Source organism: Acidobacteriota bacterium (genome assembly GCA_009838525.1).
GTDB lineage: Bacteria > Acidobacteriota > Vicinamibacteria > Vicinamibacterales > UBA8438 > VXRJ01.
The window spans coordinates 170,271-186,453 of sequence record VXRJ01000016.1; the positions used below are offsets into that span (position 1 = coordinate 170,271).

Annotated in this window: 15 protein-coding genes; 14 read left to right on the forward strand and 1 reads right to left on the reverse strand. The window is 69.5% G+C overall.

The features are described 5' to 3' along the window. Nucleotides 1-3 precede the first annotated feature (3 nt). The 4 genes from F4Y45_05590 to F4Y45_05605 are packed head-to-tail and all read left to right on the forward strand — an operon-like array spanning nt 4 to nt 5,865. The gene (locus F4Y45_05590) at nt 4-1,197 is read left to right on the forward strand and encodes a radical SAM protein (protein ID MXY23979.1); all 1,194 of its coding nucleotides are present in this window, start codon (nt 4-6) and stop codon (nt 1,195-1,197) included. A 20-nt stretch (nt 1,198-1,217) separates the two neighbouring features. Next, nucleotides 1,218-2,981, forward strand: coding sequence for a DUF116 domain-containing protein (locus F4Y45_05595; GenBank protein ID MXY23980.1), 1,764 nt, complete (start codon nt 1,218-1,220; stop codon nt 2,979-2,981). Further along, entirely contained in the window at nt 2,923-3,801 is an 879-nt protein-coding gene (locus F4Y45_05600; protein MXY23981.1) for a hypothetical protein, read from the forward strand. The genes F4Y45_05595 and F4Y45_05600 overlap by 59 nt, the downstream gene beginning before the upstream one ends. Beyond that, nucleotides 3,802-5,865 carry a squalene--hopene cyclase gene (locus tag F4Y45_05605; protein ID MXY23982.1) on the forward strand — a complete coding sequence of 688 codons (2,064 nt, stop codon included), beginning with the start codon at nt 3,802-3,804 and terminating at the stop codon, nt 5,863-5,865. Between the two features lie 45 nt (nt 5,866-5,910). Here the strand turns inward: F4Y45_05605 and F4Y45_05610 are convergent, their stop codons facing one another. Next, nucleotides 5,911-7,350 carry a DUF222 domain-containing protein gene (locus F4Y45_05610; GenBank protein ID MXY23983.1) on the reverse strand — a complete coding sequence of 480 codons (1,440 nt, stop codon included), beginning with the start codon at nt 7,348-7,350 and terminating at the stop codon, nt 5,911-5,913. Nucleotides 7,351-7,602: 252 nt separating this feature from the next. Between F4Y45_05610 and F4Y45_05615 the strand changes: the two genes are divergently transcribed. From F4Y45_05615 to F4Y45_05660, 10 genes are all read left to right on the forward strand, one after another. Then, a complete protein-coding gene (locus F4Y45_05615; protein ID MXY23984.1) occupies nt 7,603-7,935 on the forward strand; it encodes a DUF1778 domain-containing protein in 333 nt (110 codons plus the stop codon). Between the two features lie 11 nt (nt 7,936-7,946). Then, nucleotides 7,947-8,459, forward strand: coding sequence for a GNAT family N-acetyltransferase (locus tag F4Y45_05620; protein MXY23985.1), 513 nt, complete (start codon nt 7,947-7,949; stop codon nt 8,457-8,459). Between the two features lie 137 nt (nt 8,460-8,596). Continuing rightward, nucleotides 8,597-9,730 carry an iron-containing alcohol dehydrogenase gene (locus F4Y45_05625; protein ID MXY23986.1) on the forward strand — a complete coding sequence of 378 codons (1,134 nt, stop codon included), beginning with the start codon at nt 8,597-8,599 and terminating at the stop codon, nt 9,728-9,730. Further along, the gene (locus F4Y45_05630; GenBank protein MXY23987.1) at nt 9,718-10,863 is read left to right on the forward strand and encodes a PQQ-binding-like beta-propeller repeat protein; all 1,146 of its coding nucleotides are present in this window, start codon (nt 9,718-9,720) and stop codon (nt 10,861-10,863) included. The genes F4Y45_05625 and F4Y45_05630 overlap by 13 nt, the downstream gene beginning before the upstream one ends. Nucleotides 10,864-10,917: 54 nt before the next feature. Beyond that, nucleotides 10,918-12,231: a coproporphyrinogen III oxidase family protein gene (locus F4Y45_05635; GenBank protein ID MXY23988.1), complete on the forward strand. Its 1,314-nt coding sequence runs from the start codon at nt 10,918-10,920 to the stop codon at nt 12,229-12,231. Nucleotides 12,232-12,248: 17 nt separating this feature from the next. Further along, nucleotides 12,249-12,788, forward strand: coding sequence for a hypothetical protein (locus F4Y45_05640; protein ID MXY23989.1), 540 nt, complete (start codon nt 12,249-12,251; stop codon nt 12,786-12,788). Next, a complete protein-coding gene (locus tag F4Y45_05645) occupies nt 12,788-14,035 on the forward strand; it encodes an NAD(P)/FAD-dependent oxidoreductase (GenBank protein MXY23990.1) in 1,248 nt (415 codons plus the stop codon). Before F4Y45_05640 ends, F4Y45_05645 begins: the two co-directional genes overlap by 1 nt. Further along, a complete protein-coding gene (locus F4Y45_05650; GenBank protein MXY23991.1) occupies nt 13,828-14,478 on the forward strand; it encodes an acyl-CoA thioesterase in 651 nt (216 codons plus the stop codon). The genes F4Y45_05645 and F4Y45_05650 overlap by 208 nt, the downstream gene beginning before the upstream one ends. Beyond that, entirely contained in the window at nt 14,475-15,830 is a 1,356-nt protein-coding gene (locus tag F4Y45_05655; GenBank protein MXY23992.1) for a phenylacetate--CoA ligase, read from the forward strand. Before F4Y45_05650 ends, F4Y45_05655 begins: the two co-directional genes overlap by 4 nt. Continuing rightward, nucleotides 15,827-16,180, forward strand: a complete 354-nt coding sequence (locus F4Y45_05660; protein ID MXY23993.1) for a VOC family protein — start codon at nt 15,827-15,829, stop codon at nt 16,178-16,180. The genes F4Y45_05655 and F4Y45_05660 overlap by 4 nt, the downstream gene beginning before the upstream one ends. Nucleotides 16,181-16,183 lie beyond the last annotated feature (3 nt).

Genomic DNA, 16,183 nt, shown 5'->3' on the forward strand with positions numbered 1-16,183 from the left:
CCCATGGTGGTCGCCCTCGCCCGCCGGATGCTGACCGAGCCCGATCCGCGGGCGTTGCGCAAGCTCGTCTGGAACATGGGCGTCAAGGGCGTCCGCTCCGTCCAGCGCTACAAGCAGCGGCTGAAGCGCGGCGAGCACTTCCCGCCGTTCCTTTTCATCTCCGTCATCTCCGGCTGCCAGTTGCGGTGCCAGGGCTGCTGGGTCGACGTCGAGGCGCCGAGCCGCAAGATCGAGCTGGACGAGCTGAACCGGATCGTCGGTGACGCGAAGGCGCACGGCAACAGCTACTTCGGCATCCTCGGGGGCGAGCCGCTGATGCACCCCGAGCTGTTCGATCTCTTCGCCGCGCATCCGGACTGCTACTTCCAGCTCTTCACCAACGGCCACCTGATCGACGACGCGCGGGCGGCGGAGCTGCGCCGCCTCGGCAACGTGACGCCGCTCGTCAGCATCGAGGGAACGTCCGTCGTGAGCGACGAGCGGCGCGGACGCGCCGGCGTCCTCGACAAGTCGATCGCCGGCCTCGAGGCGTGCACGCGGAACCGCCTGGTCACCGGCGTGGCGACCAGCGTCTGCAAGACGAACATCGACGACCTCGTGCAGGAGAAATGGCTGCGCCGCCTGATCGGGATGGGCGTCCATTACGCCTGGTTCCACACCTACCGGGTGACGGGACCCAAGCCGTCGGTGGAACTGGCCCTCGATCCGGAGGAGGTGCTGCGCGTCCGGCGGTTCATCGTGGAGATGCGGGCCCGGCTCCCGATCGCCATCGTCGACGCCTACTGGGACGACGAGGGGCAGGCGCTCTGCCCGATGGCGACCGGCGTCAGCCACCACATCAGCCCCTACGGCGACATCGAGCCGTGCCCGATCATCCAGTTCGCGACCGAATCGGTCTATGATCGCCCGAGCCTTTTCGAGACGATGACGCAATCCGCCTTCCTGAAGGACTTTCGCGAGACGGCGGCCGCTACGACGCGCGGCTGCATCGTGCTGGAGCGGCCCGACCTGGTGCGCGAGCTGGTCGACCGCCACGGGGCGCGCGACACGACGCAGCGGCAGACGGCGGCGGCCGAATTGTCCGCCCTGACCGGCCGCGGCAGCCAGCATGTCCCCGGGCAGGAGATTCCGGAGGAGCACTGGGCTTACAGCTTCGCGAAGAAGCACTGGTTCTTCGGATTCGGAGCCTATAGCTGAGCGCGCCTCCCGCAGACCCGATGGAAACCGCCACACCGACCGTTCCGCTGCCGCTCGTCTCGCTGCCGCGCGCGGTGCCGGAGATGCCCAACCGTCCGCCGCAGGAGAACATCCCGCAGACGCGCGGCGAGCGCGAGCTGATCCTCCGGCAGGTGAAGGCCTACGTCGCGGAAGCCGAGAACGAGTTGACGCCGCCGCTCGTGCTCGACGAGTTGCGCCAGCGGGCCGAAGCGCTCGTCGCGCGGCACGGGATCGACTCGAAGTACGTCGATTACGTCGGCATCGTCCTCAGCAACGAGGTGTGGCGCGAGCAGCTTTCGGCGGTTCCCTACGACCGGCGGCTGCTGCTGATGCCCAAGTGCCTGCGGGTCGAGGACCGGTGCCCGGCCCCGTTCGACGAGTTCGGCCTGCTCTGCAAGCAGTGCGGCCTCTGCTCCATCCAGGATCTCCAGGAAGAAGCCGAGCGCCTCGGCTATGCCGTGCTGGTAGCGGAGGGATCGGCCCTCGTCATGGCGTTGATCCAGACCGGCAAGATCGAGGCGATCGTCGGCGTAAGCTGCATCTCGGTCCTGGAGCGGGCGTTCCCCTACATGGAGTCGGCGGCGATTCCGGGCGTCGCGATCCCGTTGCTGCAGGACGACTGCAAGGACACGGCGGTCGACGTCGAGTGGGTCTGGGACTTCATCCATACGACCAGCGACGACCGGACGCGGCGCCTCGATCTCGACGCGCTGCGCAAGGACGTGGAGAGCTGGTTCGAGCCGGCGACGCTCGATACGCTGTTCGGCGGTCCGGCCGCCAGCGAGACCGAGACCCTCGCCCGCGCCGAACTGACCCGCGCCGGCAAGCGGTGGCGGCCGTTCCTGACGGTTTGCGTCCACCAGGCGCTACAGGACGATCCGCACGCGCCGGTGCCGGACGCGCTCCGCCAGGTCGCGGTGGCGGTCGAGTGCTTCCACAAGGCGTCGCTGATCCACGACGACATCGAGGACGGCGACACGCTCCGTTACGGCGAACCGACGCTGCATGCGACGCACGGCGTGCCGGCCGCCATCAACGTGGGCGACCTCCTCATCGGCGAGGGCTACCGACTGCTCGCGGAATGCGGCTTCCCGCCGGACGTGCGCGCCGCCATGACGGCGATCGCGGCCCGCGGCCACCGCACCCTCTGCCTCGGCCAGGGCGAGGAGCTGTTGTGGGCGCGCAGCCCGAAGCCGCTCGGCTCGCGGAAGGTGCTGGAGATCTTCCGGCAGAAGACCGCCCCGGCCTTCGGGGTTGCGCTCGAGCTGGGGGCGGCGGCGGCGCGGGCCGAGCCGGAGGTGTTCGAGACCCTGCGCAAGTACAGCGACGCGCTCGGCATCGCCTACCAGATCCGCGACGATCTGGACGACTTCGCGCCTTCCGCCGACGCGCCGGACGACATCGCGGCGCTCCGTCCGTCGCTGCCGCTCGCGGTGGGTTACGAGCAGGCGAAGACGGAGCCGGAGCTGCGGCCGATCCTCGCGCGGGCCTGGCGCCGCGAGCGGGTGAACGGCAGCGCCTCGCCGGAACGCCTGCGCGCCCTGCTCGACCAGTTCGATTCGGTCGAGCGGAGCCGGCGGATGATGGAAGGCTACAAGGAAGAGGCGATCCGCTCGCTGCCCGGCCTCACCAACCCGAGCCTCAAGGGGTTGCTGCGCCGGGTGATCGGCAAGATCTTCAGCGTCGAGATTCAAGGCTGGTGCAGTGAGTTTGAGGCTCGAAATGCTGCAGGTGGCCAGAGTGTCGCCGAAGCTTCTCGGTGATGCGGCCGACCTGACCGCGAACTTCTTCTCCTCCCGGCTGAATCCCGACGGCGGCTTTCAGGATCGCGACGGCGCGAGCGACCTCTACTACACCGTCTTCGGCCTCGAGGGACTGATCGCCCTGCAGCGCGAGCCGCCGTCGGACCAAGTGCGGCCGTTCCTGGCGAGACACGACGACCCCGCGGCGCTGGACTTCGTGCATGCCGCCTGCCTCGCCCGTTGCTGGGCCGACATCGGCGCGGCGGACGAGGCGCCGGCCGACGCGCTGCGCGCGCGGATCGAGGCGCACCGGACGCCGGACGGCGGCTATAGCCAGACGCCGGACGCGGAACACGGCTCGGCCTACGGCTGCTTCCTCGCCGTCGGCGCCTACGAGGACCTGGGCGATGCGGTTCCGGATCCCGGGGGCGTTGTCGCCTGCCTGGAGGGTCTGCGCGTGGAGGACGGCGGCTACGCGAACGACCCTTCCATCCCGGTGGGCCTGACGCCCCCGACCGCCGCGGCGCTCACCCTGTTGCGGCGCCTGTCGCACCCGGCGGCGCCCGAAGCGGCGGAGTGGCTGCTCGCGCAGCATGCCGCCGAGGGCGGCTTCCGCGTAGGACCGGTGGTCCCGGCCCCCGACCTGCTGTCGACCGCGACCGCCATCCACGCCCTGGCCGGCGCCCACGTGAACCTGGAGCCCATCCGGGAACCGTGCCTCGACTTCATCGACAGCCTCTGGAGCAACTCCGGCGGCTTCTACGGCACCTGGGACGACGACGTGCAGGACTGCGAATACACGTACTACGCGCTCCTCGCCCTCGGGCACCTGAGTTTCTGAATGGCGTTCGACGACCAGCTCGCCGGCGCGCTCGAAGAGACGCTCGACCGGATGACCGACACCCTGCTGGCCAGCCGCAACGGCGCCGGGCACTGGGAAGGCGAGCTGTCATCATCCGCCCTCTCCACCGCGACGGCCGTCATCGCACTCACGCTCCATGCCCGCGCCGACCGGCTGGCGGCGCCAGATTCCCAAGCTGCCGGGCTCACGGCGCCAGGTCCCCGCACCGGAGAGGGGGCGGCACCCGGTTCCAACGCTGGCAGGCACTCGGCTTCAGATCCCGGCACCGGCGGGCAGGCACCGCCGGGTCCCCTCGCCACCGCCGGCGTCGACTGGCTGATCCGGACGCAGCTTGACGACGGAGGCTGGGGCGATACGACCGACAGTCCCGCCAATGTCAGCACTACCGCGCTCTGCTGGGCGGCGGTGACGATCGCCGGCGCCGGACGTCCGGGCGTCGACGCGGCGCTGGAGCGGGTCCGGGCCTGGATGACGCGGGCCGCCGGCAGCCTGGAACCGCCCGCGCTGGCCCGAACCATCCGCCTCCGCTACGGCAAGGACCGCACCTTCTCGGTCCCGATTCTCACGGTGCTGGCCCTGGCGGGCCTTCTGGACGACGACGCAGGTCGAGACGGCTGGCAGCACGTGCCGCAACTGCCGTTCGAGCTCGCCGCCGTTCCGCCCGCGTGGTATCGCTGGCTGCGCCTGCCGGTCGTCAGCTACGCGCTGCCGGCCCTCATCGCGATCGGCCTGGCGCGGCACAGGCAACGGCCGACGCGCAACCCAGTCACCCGCCTCCTGCGCGGCGCCGTCACCCCCCGGACCCTGCGCCAACTCACGACGCTGCAGCCGAGCACCGGCGGCTTTCTCGAAGCGACACCGCTCACCAGCTTCGTCGTCATGAGCCTGGTGGCGGCGGGAGAAACCTCGCATCCGGTCGTCGCCCACGGCATCGACTTCCTCGAACGCTCCGCCCGAGCCGACGGGAGCTGGCCCATCGACACGAACCTCGCCACCTGGGTCACCACGCTCGGCATCAACGCGATGTCGCGCCGCCCCGGCTGGCAGGAGCGGCTTCCCGACGAAGAGCGCCAGCTCCTTATCCGTTGGCTACTCGATCAACAGCACCGCGAGGTCCACGTCTACACCGACGCCGCCCCCGGAGGCTGGGCATGGACCGATCTCCCCGGCGGGGTTCCGGACGCCGACGACACGCCGGGCGCCCTGCTCGCCCTGCACACACTGTCGGGCGCAAACCCTGTCCCGTCGCTTGAAGCCCCAACCCTCGATGCCGCCTGCGCAGGGATCGGGTGGCTGCTCGACCTGCAGAACCGCGACGGCGGCATCCCCACCTTCTGCCGGGGCTGGGGCGCGCTGCCGTTCGACCGGAGCAGCCCCGACCTCACCGCCCACACCATCCGCGCCTGGAACACCTGGCGGCCGGCGCTTCCCGGCGCACTCGCCGAACGCGTGGAACGTGCCACCCTCCGTGCCGTTCACTACCTGGAGCAGTCCCAGCAACCGGACGGCTCGTGGATCCCCCTCTGGTTCGGCAACCAGCAGGCGCCAGACGACGCCAATCCCGTCTACGGCACCGCCCGTGTTCTGGAAGGGCTCGCCTCCCTGGATGACGACACAGCTCCTCATGCCACCGAGTTACGCGCCGCCTCGTGGCTGGCCGCGGCCCGGAGTCCCGACGGCGGGTGGGGCGGAGCCCCGGGCGTTTCACCCTCCATCGAGGAAACCGCCGTCGCCCTCGGCGCGCTCGCCACGTGGCGCCAACGCGCCCGCTCCAGTTCATCCGGCCGCACCGGCTCCCTCGACAGCACCAGCCTCTCCGCCGTCGACACATCGATCGAGATGGGCGTCCGCTGGCTGATCGACGCCACCGACCACGGGCAGCGGGTCCCCGCGACCCCCATCGGCCTCTACTTTGCCCGCCTCTGGTACAGCGAGGCGCTCTACCCTCGCGTGTTCACGCTCGCCGCGCTCGCCTCCGCCGCCCACCATGTGCGGACGGAATCCGGAGGCTGCAGTGAGGTCTCGCCAAGCCCCGAGGCCTGACCGCCCCCAGCAACAATCACGGTCGCGTACCCGGCCTTCGAGTCGTCACGGCGGTGTGGTTGCCGACTCGCCTTCACCATCCCCTCCCGGCCGCCAGGCGACCCCAATGACGTACGGCAGATCAAGCCGCTCGCCGTCCCAGTTGGGGATCGACGTATTGGAGTCGATCTCGATGCCGTTCTCCGCGAGCTTCGCGTCCGTCGGCGCCAGCGGAACGCCAGTCCAAGGAGGAGCGGTGGGCACCGCGGGCAGAGGCGCGCCTCCCGGCTGCGTGAACTGCGGCTGACCCTCCGCATCGAGCGTGAGGCCGAAGCCCTCCTCGTGCACGGCGCGATGATGCCGCCTACAGAGCAGCACGAGGTTGTCCAGCTTCGTCGCGCCCCCGTCCGCCCAGTGCTCTACGTGATGAGCATCGCACCGTCGCGCCTCGCAGCCGGGGAATCGGCAGCGCTGGTCGCGTGACGCCAAGGCACGGCGCAGTGCGGGGGGAATCGTCCGGGTCTTGCGGCCGACGTCCAGGACGTTGCCCTCGGCGTCGTGCCGCATGACCACCTTGCCGGCATCGCAGGCAATCCGCCGCGACGTTTCCGCGGAAACGCGGATGCCGCCCGCTTCCTCCAGGGCAGCCTGTCCGGCGCCGGGCGAAGCACCCGAGCAGGCGCTTCCGTCACGTCCACCCACCTCCGTCTGCGTTTCCGCGGAAACGTCGTCCTTCAGGGTTTCCGGGTCGACGTGCACGACCACCTGGTAGCGGTCGCCCGCCGTCCCCGCGTCGAGCTTTGCGGCCAGCGCGCTCTCGGCAACCAACCCCAGAGCGTCTGCCCGCCGGCAGGCCGGCGATTCCGCCTCGACGTTCTTCGGCTCCGCGTCCTTCGCTTCCTGGTAGAGCTGTTCCGATGCCGCCTCAATGGCCCGGCGCACCACCGCGCCGACCTCCGGCGTCAGCAGACCCCGGACGACGAACATGCCGTCGACATCGGGATAGATGCTGAGACCCTGGTTCCGCCGCCGCTTCGCGTCCTCCCGCCCCTCGTGCTGGCGGTCGCACAGCCGCCACGCCCGGACGATACGCTCGAGGTCGGCCGCCGTCGCCTGGCGGGCGAGATGCAGCAGGCGGTCCTCGGTCGCCGCCGTCGCGACCCGGGTGATGGCGCGCACCTTCGAGTAAGAGATCTGGCCCCGCCGCAGCGCGTCGGAGGTCTTCGGCAGGTCGGCCAGGGCATGCGCCACCCGCACGTACTCCCGCGCGGTGCCGGGGGCCAGGTTGGCCCGCCAGCTCAGCCACTGGGGGTAGGACGTGGCGCCCGACCAGCCGCCCAGCTCGTCGAAGCGGCGGATGCGGACCAGCAGTTCGTAGACAGCGGCGTCGATGCGGGCGGAGAGCTCTGCGATCTCGTTTTCGAGGCGGTCGCGCTCCTCGCGGTTCCGACGAAGTTCGTCGGGGGACGGAAACTGATGGATCTCGGAAGTCGTGGAAGTGTTCATACTTCCAGTCTAAGCCACTGTATTTAGACCGTTTAGGTTGGACTGTGGCGGCCACGCCGAGGTTTACATGAACCTGTCGTCGCGATTCGCGGCGGTGTCGCTCTACGGCGCTGTCAGGCTGCTGGAACGACGGGTTTTCCGGCGGGTTGGGAAGTTCCGGAGGGGGACTGGAAGAAAGTTGTCAAGCAGTTTCTTTGTCCTGTCGACAAATGGCAGCGCACCAGTCAGTAGAGCGGATCGTGCCGAAATTGAATGCTGTCCGTACACGATCCGTACGCTACACTAGTCGTCGAGGAGCCGTTCGTGCCGACATCTCCGACGACCCGAGACGACCGCATCGAGCTTCGCGCAACCCGCGAAGAGAAGCGAATTCTCGCGGCGGCCGCCACCTACGAGCGCCTCGACCTGACCACATTCGTCATGCGGACGGCGCTGCCGGTCGCTGAGGACGTCGTCGCGCGCCATGAGCGTCTGCGTCTGAGCGCCCGTGACAGCGCCCGCGTTCTGGAGCTGCTGGAGCATCCGGCGGAGCCCACGGCGGCGTTGCGCGCCGCGGCCAGGCGGGTGCGGCGGAATCGGGAGTGACACCGCGCGGCGTGGGTTGGCGCGAGGAAGCGCTGTCCCGCCGCCACGATCGGGCCCAGTTCGACTGTGGCGTCCCCGAGTTGAACGAGTACCTCCGGCGGTATGCCCGGCAAAATCACGAGCGCGGCGGCGCCAAGACGTTCGTAGCCGTCCCGCCCGAGTCGCCCCATACGGTCATCGGCTACTACACAATTGCCCCGGGAGCCATCGACTTCGGCAAGGTGCCAGACCACGCCAAGAAGGGGCTTGGCCGCTATGAGGTGCCGGTGTTCCGGCTCGGCAGGCTGGCCGTGTCGCTGGACAGGCACGGGCAGGGACTTGGCGGCGAGCTGCTCGTTGCCGCCGGCGAACGCGCGATCGCGGTGGCCGAGGCCGTCGGGGGCGTCGCGCTGGCGATTGACGCGAAGGATGACCGGGCGGCGCAGTGGTACGAGCGGTTTGGCGCGTTGCGTCTGCTGGACCACCCGCTGAAGCTCATCCTGCCACTGGCGACGATCGCGGCGGCGCTCAAGGCAACGCGATAGGAGCACAAGCTGGTGCAGTCGGCCAGTTGTGGGTGTTCGGCATTGACGAGTTGCTCAGGACTTGGCGCCAGCGAGGCCGAGACGCCGCCTCACGCTATGATCACGTGTTGGCCGCTTGACGGCGGCCGGCGTTGACGATGACACCCTTCGAGTTCCGGTTGCCGACCCGCCTGTTCTTCGGCGCGGGGTCGATCGCCCGCCTGGGCGAAGTGGCGCGCGAGCTGGGGTTTGCGCGGCCGCTGCTGGTGTCGGACCACGGACTGGAGGAAGCGGGCCACGTCGACCGGGCGATGGCGCTGCTGCGCGCGGCGGACATCGACGTGACGGTGTTTGATGACTTCGATGTAAATCCCGACACCGACATGGTGGCGCGCGGCGTGCGCTTCGCCCGGGAGCTGGGCCCGGACTCGGTCATCGGCCTCGGCGGCGGCAGCTCGCTCGACTGCGCGAAGGGGATCAACCTGCTGCTGACGAACGGCGGCGCGATGGTCGACTACAAGGGCTACGGCAAGGCGAGCCGCCCCCTGCTGCCGATGATTGCCGTGCCGACCACCGCGGGCACCGGGTCGGAGGCGCAGAGCTACGCGGTAATCGCCGACGCGGACACCCACATGAAGATGGCGTGCGGCGATCCGAAGCTGTTCTTCACGGCGGCGATCCTGGATCCGGAGCTGACCCTGTCGCAGCCGGCCCCGGTGACGGCGGCGGCGGGATTCGACGCGATCGCGCACGCCACCGAGACCGCCGTGACCACGCGCCGGACCGCGGTCTCCGAGCTCTTCTCGCGCGAGGCGTTCCGGCTGCTGGAGGGGAACTACGAGCGGGTGCTGACCTCTCCCGACGATCTCGGGGCGCGGAGCGCGATGCAGCTCGGCGCGTTCTACGCCGGCGTGGCCATCGAGCAGTCGATGCTCGGGGCGGCGCATGCCTGCGCGAACCCCCTGACGGCGCGCTACGGCCTCACGCATGGCGTCGCGCTCGCCATCCTGCTGCCTCACGTCGTGCGGTGGAACGCGCAGGCGAACGGCGACCTGTACGGCGGGCTCTGCGACGCGTCCGCCGGCGGCAACGGGGCCGGCAACTACCTGGCCACCCGACTCGTCGAAATAGGAAGGACGGGAGGTTTCCCGCCCGACCTGCGGACGGCCGGCGTGACGGAAGCGGACCTGGCGGCTCTGGCGGAGGCGGCGGGCCAGCAGTGGACGGGAACGTTCAACCCGAGGCCGTTCGGCGCGCGCGAAGCGCTGGAGGTGTACCGATGCGCGTACTGACTCGCTCGCTGATCGTCGTGCTTTGCGCCACCATCGCCATCGCCGTCGGCGTCGGCGGCGGGCCGATGGTCGCGCAGACGGTGTCCCCCGCCGATACCTGGGGGCAGTTCCGCGGCGGCCCGAGCCTCACCGGCGTGTCGGCCGCGACGGTGCCCGACGACCTGGAGCTGCTCTGGACCTTCGAAGCAGGGGAATCGATCGATTCGTCCGCCGCCATCGCCGACGGCACGGTCTACGTCGGCGCATACACCGGCGAGCTGATCGCGCTGGACCTGGACACCGGCGACGTTCGCTGGCGCTACAAGGCGAGCGAGCGGATGGGGATCGGCGAGTCCTCGCCCGCGGTGGGAAACGGGCGCGTCTTCATCGGCGACCTGGCCGGCTTGCTGCACGCAGTCGACGCGGCCACCGGCGAGGCGCTGTGGACCTACGCGACGCAGGGCGAGATCAAGTCGTCGCCGGTCCTCGTCGGCGACCGCGTGCTGATCGGTTCGTACGACGGCTACCTCTACGGCCTCGACGCGGCAACCGGCGAACTCGCCTGGCAGGTGGAAACGCAGAACTACGTCCATGCGACGCCCGCCGTGATCGACGGCGTCGCCTACTTCGGCGGCTGCGACGAGGTGTTCCATGGGGTCCGGGTGTCGGACGGCGAGAAGGTGGTCAGCCTTCCCGCCGGCGCCTACACCGCCGCATCGTCCGCGGTCCGGGACGGGCGCGCCTACTTCGGAACGTTCGACAACGAGGTGATCAGCCTCGATCTGTCGACGCACGAGATCCTCTGGCGCTACGAACATCCGGAACGCCATTTTCCGTTCTACTCGTCGGCCCTCAACGTCGACGGAACCGTCGTTATCGGCGGCCGCGACCGCATGGTGCATGCGATCGACGACGCGACGGGCGAAGCGCGCTGGACGTTCATGACCCGCGCGCGGGTCGACTCGTCTCCCGCCGCCGCCGGCGACCGCGTCTATATCGGCTCGGGCGACGGCCGTTTCTACGTCCTCGATCTCGCCACCGGCGAGAAACTCTGGGAGTTCGACACCGGCGCCCCGCTCTCCGCCTCACCCGCCATCGCCGAGGGCAAGGTGGTGATCGGATCCCAGGACGGCGTCCTCTACTGCTTCGGGTGATGCGGTTACTGCTTCGGATGATGCGGCCGACCGCTGACATATAGTGAAGAGTTGATGAGCACGGCAACCGAGACGGAGGTTGGCAGCTACTTCGTCGCCAACTACCCGCCATTCTCCGTCTGGACGGACGGCGCGGTGGCGGACGCGGCGCTGCCGGCGCTTGCCTCACCGTCCGCGGACGTGCCGCTGGGGCTGTACCTCCACATCCCGTTCTGCCGGAAACGCTGCCACTTCTGCTACTTCCGGGTCTATACGAACAAGAACGCCGGCGAAGTGCAGGCGTACCTCGACGTCCTGGGACGCGAGTGGGAACTCTATGCGGAGCAGCCCGCGATCGCCGGGCGCCCGCTCGACTTCGTCTACTTCGGGGGCGGGACCCCGTCGTTTCTTTCCGTCCGGCAGTTGACCGGCCTCGTCGAGCGCCTGTCCGCCGTCACCCCCTGGTCGGACGCGAACGAGATCACGTTCGAGTGCGAACCGGGAACCCTGACCGAACCGAAGCTCTCCGCGATCCGCGATCTCGGCGTGACCCGCCTCAGCCTGGGAGTCGAGCACTTCGACGACGCGATCCTCGAGCTGAATGGCCGCGCGCACCGTTCACCGGAGATCTTCCGCGCCTACGACTTCGCCCGGTCTATCGGGTTCCCGCAGATCAACATCGACCTGATCGCCGGCATGCTCGGCGATACCGACGCCAAGTGGCGGGACGCGGTGGAGCGGACGGTGGCGCTCGATCCCGACAGCGTCACCATCTACCAGATGGAGCTGCCCTTCAACACCACGATCAGCAGCGACCGGCTGCACGGCGGCGGCCAGTTCTCGGAGACCGTGGCCGACTGGGCGACGAAGCGGCGCTGGGTCGACGAGGCGTTCGCCGCGCTGGAACGGGCCGGCTACACGGTGGGCAGCGCCTATACCGCGGTCAAGGACCCGGGCCGCACTACGTTCGTCTACCGCGACCGGCTGTGGCAGGGCGCCGACCTGGCGGGCCTGGGCGTCGCGTCGTTCGGGCACGTGAACGGCGTTCACATGCAGAATCTCGACAGTTGGGGGCCGTACGTCGCCGCCATCAACGAGGGACGGCTCCCCCTCAACCGGGCCTACCGGCCGACCGACGAGGAGCGGCTGATCCGCGAGCTGGTGCTGCAACTGAAGCTGGGGTCGATCCGCCCCGGCTACTTCCACGAGAAGTACGGGGTGGACATCCACGACCGTTTCACCGCGCCGCTCGCGTCGCTCGAGTCGGACGGCTATCTCACGGAATCGTCGGCCGAACGGGTCCGGCTGTCGCGCGACGGCCTGCTGCGCGTCGACAGCCTGCTCCCCCGCTTCTTCCTGCCGGCGCACACCGACATCCGGTACACCTGATCGTCCCGACCCCTCCGATGGCGCCGCTCCGACTCCTCTATCCGCTTGATGCCGTCTACAAGCGCGCCGGCATCGATCCGCCGGGCGCGTGCGCGGCTGCGCCGGACGAGATCCCGCTGCCGTACCGGTCGCTGCTGGTCCACGAAAACGACATGACGGAGACCCTGGAGCGCCACTTCGGCGGGCGGATCGTCCTGCGTCCGCTCGGCGTCTTCACGCGGGGCGGTTCGTATTTCCGCCGCGTCCTGCTGGTTCACGAGGAGGCGGGGCGACCGGTGGAGATGGGAGCCATCCGGATAGACCTCGACGCCTTCAGCGCGCCCATGCGCGAGAAGATCCTCCAGAACGAGATTCCTCTCGGCCGGATCCTCCGGGACGGGCACGTCGACTACCGGAGCGTGCCGAAGGCGTTCCTGGCGATTACGCCGAACCCCGAGATGATGGGCGTCTTCTGGATGCGGCAGCCGAGCCGGTTGTACGGCCGGCGGACCGAGATCGTCCGCGAGGGCCGCAAGGTAGGCGACATCGTCGAAGTCCTGCCACAGGTGATCCGCTGATGGCCGGCACGCACGATACCGACGTCGTCGTCATCGGCGGCGGCCCGGCCGGCGCGACTGCCGCCACCGTGCTCGCGCAGCACGGCCGGCGCGTGACGCTCGTCGAGCGCGAGACCTTCCCGCGCTACCACATCGGCGAGTCCCTCATGCCGTACACGTGGTTCACCTTCGAACGGCTCGGCGTTCTCGACTGGTTCGAGCAGGCCGCGTGCCCGAAGAAGTACAGCGTGCAGTTCGTCTCGACGAGCGGTCAGGTATCCCAGCCGTTCTACTTCTTCGAGACCATCAAGCACCCCTGCGCGACGACGTGGCAGGTGCTCCGGAGCGATTTCGACCGCATGCTGCTCGACAACGCACGCGCGACGGGAGTCGACGTCCGCCAGGGCGCGACGGTGCGCGAGCTGTTGATGGACGGCTCGCGCGCCAGCGGCGTCCGGACGGTGTCCGCGGACGGCGCGCACGAGAAGATCCACGCCGGCGCCGTGATCGACGCCTCGGGGCGCGACACGTTCGTCGCCTCCAAGCTCGGCTGGAAGCGGCGCGATCCGGATCTCGCGAAGATCGCGATCTTCAGCTACTACCGCGGCGCCAGGCGCGACCCGGGCCTCGACGAAGGCGCCACCACGGTTGCCTACATCCCGGAGAAGGGGTGGTTCTGGTACATCCCGCTGCCGGACGACGTCGTCAGCGTCGGCGTCGTCGCGGAAGCCGACTACCTGTACCGCGAGACGCGCGACCCGGAGACGATCTTCGAGCGCGAGGCGGCGGCCTGCCGCTGGATCGACGACCACCTGCAGCCGGGCACGCGGGTGGAGCCGGTCCGGGTCACCGGCGAATTCAGCTATCGCGCCGACCGCATCGGCGGCGACGGCTTCTGCCTGGCGGGCGATGCGTTCTCCTTTCTCGACCCGGTCTTCTCCACCGGCGTCTTCCTCGCCCTGAAGAGCGGCGAGATGGCGGCCGATGCGATCCACGCTGGCCTCGACTCGCCGGCCGGCGTGACCGCCGAGACGTTCGCCGGCTACGAGCGCGACATGCGGTGGGCGCTGGATCAATTCCGGCAACTGGTGCTGTCCTTCTACAACCAGGCGTTCAGCTTCCGGGACTTCATCCGCGTCCATCCGGAACTGCATCCCCGCCTCGTCGACGCCCTCGTCGGCAACGTCTTCGCCGACCTCGAGCCGCTGTTCAACGCGCTGCAGGAGTTTTCCGCCCGAACGTCGCGGGGGCTACAATCGGCACCTTGACAGGGCCGAGAACCAACACGACGAGCGAGCATCGTCTCCGGCGGCGCGTGCAATGGCACGAGACCGACGCCGCCGGCATCGTCCATTTCTCCTGCTTCTTCCACTACATGGAAGAGGCGGAGCACGCCCTCTGGCGCGCCGCGGGCCTGAGCATCGCGGCGCCGGACGCCGCGGTGGGCTTCCCGCGGGTAGCCGCCACGTTCGATTTCCGGCGTCCGCTCCGCTTCGAGGACGAGTTCGACGTTCACATCCGGATCGTGGAGCTGGGCGCGCGCTCCATACGCTACGCCGCCGAGATCACGAAGGGCGGAGAGAGCCTGGCGACCGGGTCGCTCACGATCGCGTGCGTCGCCAGGGAACCGGGCCGGCCGCTCCGATCGACCCCCATTCCGGCCGAAATCGCCGAGCGGTTCGCGGTGGCGGACTCCGGGGTGGAAGGGTGACGGAAGCAAGGAACGCCGCACCTTCCGACGTCGAGCCTGGCGCCAGCGCAACACGGGACGAGTGCCGTTCGCGCGAGGCCATCGCCGCCGCGCAGGAAGCACGGCTGCAGGCCCTGCTTCGGGCGATTCGTGGACGAAACGCGTTCTACGACAGGAAGTTCACCGGAGCCGGCATCAACGTCGATACGGTGCTGGGCGACGGCGGCCTCACCGCGCTCCCGTTCACCACGAAGGAAGAACTGGTCGCCGATCAGGCGTCGAACCCGCCGTGGGGCACGGCGTTGACCGAGCCCCTGGAGCGCTACGCGCGCTACAACCAGACGTCGTCGACCACGGGCGAGCCGTTGCGCTGGCTCGACACCCCGGAAAGCTGGCAGTGGATGCTCGACTGCTGGAAGGCGGTCTACCGCGCGGCGGGCGTGACCAGCCGGGATCGCATTCTCTTCCCCTTTTCGTTCGGCCCGTTCCTCGGCTTCTGGACCGGCTTCGACGCCGCCGTCCAGATCGGCGCCCACGCGATTCCGGCCGGCGGCATGACGAGCAAACAGCGGATCGGCTTGATCCGGGCGCTGGCGCCGACCGTCGTCTGCTGCACGCCGACCTACGCGTTGCGGTTGCTCGACGTCAGCCTGGAGACGGACGACGGGCCGTCGCTCGCGGAGAACCCGATCCGCCTGATCATCGTCGCCGGCGAGCCGGGCGGCAGCATCCCGGCGACGCGGCAACGGATTGAACGCGGCTGGGAAGCGCGCGTGATCGATCACCACGGCATGACGGAGGTGGGGCCGGTCAGCTTCGAGTGCCGCGAGTCGCCGGGCTCGCTGCACATCAACGAACGGGAGTTCATCGCCGAAGTGATCCACCCGGAGAGCGGCCGCCCGGTCCCGGACGGGAAACAGGGCGAACTGGTGCTGACTAACCTCGGGCGCACGGCGAGCCCGGTCATCCGGTACCGGACGCGCGACCTGGCGATCCGTACCTCGACGCCCTGCGTTTGCGGCCGGACCTTCGCGCGGCTCGAGGGCGGCATCGCCGCGCGGACCGACGACATGGTGAGTGTCCGCGGCGTCAATGTCTATCCCTCCGCCATCGAGACGGTGGTGCGGGCGATTGACGACGTTGTGGAGTACCGCTGCACGGTCCGGCCGTGGCGGGCACGCCACAAGATCGCGCTGGAGGTGGAGGTGGCGCCCGGCGCCGACAAGGGCAGCGCGATCGCGGCGGCCGCCTCGCGACTGCGCGAAGCGACGGGTCTGGCGATTCCGGTTACCGCCGTGCACGCCGGATCGCTTCCGCGTTTCGACATGAAGGCGCGGCGTTTTGTTGTCGAACGGAGTGAGGTCAAGCAATGAGCATCAACGGACTCGCCCACGTCATGCTGGGCGTCACCGACCTGGAAGCGTCCCGCGCGTTCTATTGCGGCGCGCTGGGCCTGGCCGTGCAGCGCGAGGCGCCCGGCTTCCTCTTTCTCGACACCGGCGCGGTAACGCTGTGCCTGAGCGAGCCGCACGCGACGCTCTCCGAACATCCAGGTCCCACCGAGGTCGTTCTCGCCGTCGATCACGTCCGGCAGGCCTACGACGCGCTCCGGGCGAACGGGGTGGAGTTCATGCGGGAGCCCGTCAACGTGACCGGCACGGAGTGGGCGGCGAATTTCCGCGATCCGGATGGCCATCTGCTCTCGGTCTTCGGCCCGGAGTAGGGG

Bases quoted from the DNA above. Each gene is read 5' to 3' on its own strand.
- F4Y45_05590 (MXY23979.1), top strand. From the start codon at position 4: ATGGTGGTCGCCCTCGCCCGCCGGATGCTGACCGAGCCCGATCCGCGG.
- F4Y45_05595 (MXY23980.1), top strand. From the start codon at position 1,218: ATGGAAACCGCCACACCGACCGTTCCGCTGCCGCTCGTCTCGCTGCCG.
- F4Y45_05605 (MXY23982.1), top strand. From the start codon at position 3,802: ATGGCGTTCGACGACCAGCTCGCCGGCGCGCTCGAAGAGACGCTCGAC.
- F4Y45_05610 (MXY23983.1), bottom strand. From the start codon at position 7,350: ATGAACACTTCCACGACTTCCGAGATCCATCAGTTTCCGTCCCCCGAC.
- F4Y45_05615 (MXY23984.1), top strand. From the start codon at position 7,603: ATGCTGTCCGTACACGATCCGTACGCTACACTAGTCGTCGAGGAGCCG.
- F4Y45_05625 (MXY23986.1), top strand. From the start codon at position 8,597: ATGACACCCTTCGAGTTCCGGTTGCCGACCCGCCTGTTCTTCGGCGCG.
- F4Y45_05630 (MXY23987.1), top strand. From the start codon at position 9,718: ATGCGCGTACTGACTCGCTCGCTGATCGTCGTGCTTTGCGCCACCATC.
- F4Y45_05635 (MXY23988.1), top strand. From the start codon at position 10,918: ATGAGCACGGCAACCGAGACGGAGGTTGGCAGCTACTTCGTCGCCAAC.
- F4Y45_05640 (MXY23989.1), top strand. From the start codon at position 12,249: ATGGCGCCGCTCCGACTCCTCTATCCGCTTGATGCCGTCTACAAGCGC.
- F4Y45_05645 (MXY23990.1), top strand. From the start codon at position 12,788: ATGGCCGGCACGCACGATACCGACGTCGTCGTCATCGGCGGCGGCCCG.
- F4Y45_05660 (MXY23993.1), top strand. From the start codon at position 15,827: ATGAGCATCAACGGACTCGCCCACGTCATGCTGGGCGTCACCGACCTG.